This is a genomic window from Actinosynnema sp. NPDC023658 (assembly GCF_040639995.1).
Taxonomy (GTDB): Bacteria; Actinomycetota; Actinomycetes; order Mycobacteriales; family Pseudonocardiaceae; genus Actinosynnema.
The window spans coordinates 1-3,136 of sequence record NZ_JBFAAX010000673.1; the positions used below are offsets into that span (position 1 = coordinate 1).

The window sequence follows — 3,136 nt, forward strand, 5'->3', positions numbered from 1 at the left end:
CGGTGCTCGCGCTGTCGGGCACGACCAACGGCCGGATCGCCCACGAGGGCTTCGCGGCCCTGGAGGACCGGGTCGGCACGCCGCTGCGCCCGCTGGTGGAGCACGACCGCGCGCACCGCGTCACCTTCGCGGACACCCGGTCCCGCCCGGCGTCGGTGGTGACGAGCCCGGAGTGGTCCGGCGACGAGTCCGGCGGGCGCCGCTACGCGCCGTTCACCATCAACGTCGAGCACCTCAAACCGTGGCACACCCTCACCGGCAGGCAGCACTTCTTCCTCGACCACGACTGGGTGGCCGAGATCGGTGAGCAGCTGCCGGTGTACCGGCCGCCGCTGGACATGCACCGGCTGTTCGGCGAACCGCGGCTCGGACCCAACGGCCCCGAGGTGACCGTCCGGTACCTCACGCCGCACTCGAAGTGGTCGATCCACTCCGAGTACCAGGACAACCCGATCATGCAGACGTTGTCGCGCGGCGGGCCCGCGTTCTGGGTCAGCCCGGCCGACGCCGACGCCATCGGCGTCCGGGACAACGACTGGGTCGAGGCGGTCAACCGCAACGGCGTCGTGGTCGGGCGGGCCATCGTGTCCCACCGGATGCCCACCGGCACCGTGTTCCTCTACCACGCGCAGGAGCGGACGGTGAACGTCCCCAAGAGCGAGACCACCGGCAAGCGCGGCGGCATCCACAACTCCCTGACCCGGTTGCAGATCAAGCCGACCCACCTCGTCGGCGGGTACGGGCAGATGTCCTTCGCGCTCAACTACTACGGGCCGACCGGCAACCAGCGCGACGAGGTCACCGTGCTGCGCCGGCGCAGCCAGGAGGTGCGGTACTGATGCGGGTCATGGCGCAGCTGGCCATGGTGATGAACCTGGACAAGTGCATCGGGTGCCACACCTGTTCGGTCACGTGCAAGCAGACCTGGACCAACCGCGACGGGGTGGAGTACGCCTGGTTCAACAACGTCGAGACCAAACCGGGGCAGGGCTACCCGCGCCGCTACGAGGACCAGGAGCGGTGGCGCGGCGGGTGGAAGCTGCGGCGCGGTCGGCTGGTGCCCGCCGCGGGCGGTCGGCTGCGACGCCTGCTGTCGCTGTTCGCCAACCCCGACCTGCCGGACCTGGACGACTACTACCAGCCGTGGACGTACGACTACCGCACCCTCACCGACGCGCCGTTGGGCGAGGACACCCCGGTGGCCCGGCCGGTGTCCGCGATCACCGGCGCACCGACCGACGTCACCTGGGGTCCGAACTGGGACGACAGCCTGGGCGGTGCGCCCGAGCACGCGCCGGCCGACCCGATCGTGCAGCGGCTCGGCCGGGAGATCCGCTTCGACTACGAGCAGTCGTTCATGTTCTACCTGCCGCGCATCTGCGAGCACTGCCTGAACCCGACGTGCGTGGCGTCCTGCCCGTCCGGCGCGATGTACAAGCGCTCCGAGGACGGCATCGTGCTCGTGGACCAGGACCGCTGCCGCGGCTGGCGGATGTGCGTCTCCGGTTGCCCGTACAAGAAGGTGTACTTCAACCACAAGACCGGCAAGGCCGAGAAGTGCACGTTCTGCTACCCGAGGCTGGAGGTCGGCCAGCCCACGGTGTGCGCGGAGACCTGCGTCGGCCGGCTGCGCTACATCGGCGTGCTGCTCTACGACGCGGACAAGGTCGGGGCCGCCGCGAGCACCCCCGACGAGCAGCGCCTCTACCAGGCGCAGCTGGGCGTGTTCCTCGACCCGCACGACCCCGCCGTGGCGCGCGAGGCCGAGCGGGCGGGCATCCCGCACGACTGGATCACCGCGGCCCGGCGCTCCCCGGTGTACGAGCTGATCTGCCGCTACCGCGTCGCGCTGCCGCTGCACCCGGAGTACCGGACCATGCCGATGGTCTGGTACGTGCCGCCGCTGTCGCCGGTGGTGGACGCGTTGGCGGGCACGGGTTTCGACGGTGAGGAGGCGTCCAACCTGTTCGGCGCGATCGACACGTTGCGCATCCCGCTGGACTACCTCGCCGGCCTCTTCACCGCCAGCGACCCCGAACCGGTGCGGATGGCGCTGCGCAGGCTCGCCGCCATGCGGTCGCACATGCGCGCGGTCAACCTGGGCGAGCCACCGGACCCCGCCGGTCCGGCGAGGGTCGGCCTGGACGCCGACACGGTGGAGTCGATGTACCGGCTGCTGGCCGTGGCGAAGTACGAGGACCGGTACGTGATCCCGACCGCCGGCGTCGGCCAGGCGCACGACCTGGAGGGCATCGCGACCACGTGCAGCCTGGACACCGACGGGGGCCCCGGCATGACCGCGGGCGACGCGCCGGACGGGCGCACCGACCTGTTCGTCTGGCGTGACGGCGAACGCCCGGCCGGGCTGTTCCCGACCCTGCCCCGGGAGGCGCCGTGAGCGCGTCGCACGCGACCAGGGTGCGCTACCAGGTGGCGTCGCACTGCCTGCACTACCCCGACGACCTGCGCGAGCGGCTGCCCCTGCTGCGGCGCTGCCTGGACGAGGTGCCGGACGCCGGGCTGGGCGCCCTGCTCGACCACCTGGACCGCACGCCGCCGGTCGAGGCCGCCCGGCACTACGTCGAGGTGTTCGACACCAAGGCCGACCGGTGCCTGCACCTGACCTGGTACACCGACGGCGACACCCGCAGGCGCGGCGGCTCGCTGGCCGCGCTGAAGCAGGAGTACCGGCGGCACGGCTACTCGCTGGCCGAGGACGAGCTGCCCGACTACCTGCCCGTGCTGCTGGAGTTCGCGGCGCTCACCGGCGAGCCGGGCACGCGGCTGCTGGCCGGGTACCGCCCGGCGATCGACCTGCTGCACCGCAACCTGCGGCCCCTGGACACCCCGTACGCGGCCGCCGTGGCAGCCGTGCTGACCGCCGTGCCGGTCCGCGACGACGCCCGCCGGGTCGCCGCCGACGCACCGGTCGAGCAGGTCGGGCTGGAACCGGTCCTGCTCGGCTACCCCACCCGACACCCGGAGTCGACCCGATGACCCCCGACCTGCTGCTGTGGGTGGTGCTGCCCTACGTCACGATCACCGTGCTCGTCGGCGGCACCGCGTGGCGCTACCGGCACGACCGGTTCGGGTGGACCACTCGCAGCTCCCAGCTGCACGAGTCCCGGCTGCTGCG

The 3,136-nt window shown here is 72.1% G+C and carries 4 protein-coding genes; all 4 read left to right on the top strand.

Annotated elements, in window-relative coordinates:
* A partial coding sequence (locus AB0G02_RS32960) for a molybdopterin dinucleotide binding domain-containing protein (RefSeq protein ID WP_360802083.1) occupies window positions 1-839 on the top strand: 839 nt, incomplete at its 5' end.
* Window positions 839-2,398, top strand: a complete 1,560-nt coding sequence (gene narH / locus AB0G02_RS32965; RefSeq protein WP_360802086.1) for a nitrate reductase subunit beta — start codon at window positions 839-841, stop codon at window positions 2,396-2,398. The genes AB0G02_RS32960 and narH, both read left to right, overlap by 1 nt.
* Window positions 2,395-2,997, top strand: a complete 603-nt coding sequence (narJ, locus tag AB0G02_RS32970; RefSeq protein ID WP_360802089.1) for a nitrate reductase molybdenum cofactor assembly chaperone — start codon at window positions 2,395-2,397, stop codon at window positions 2,995-2,997. The genes narH and narJ overlap by 4 nt, the downstream gene beginning before the upstream one ends.
* Window positions 2,994-3,136: respiratory nitrate reductase subunit gamma (locus tag AB0G02_RS32975; protein ID WP_360802092.1), on the top strand; the 143-nt coding region annotated here is incomplete at its 3' end. The genes narJ and AB0G02_RS32975, both read left to right, overlap by 4 nt.

Bases quoted from the DNA above. Each gene is read 5' to 3' on its own strand.
- narH (WP_360802086.1), top strand. From the start codon at position 839: ATGCGGGTCATGGCGCAGCTGGCCATGGTGATGAACCTGGACAAGTGC.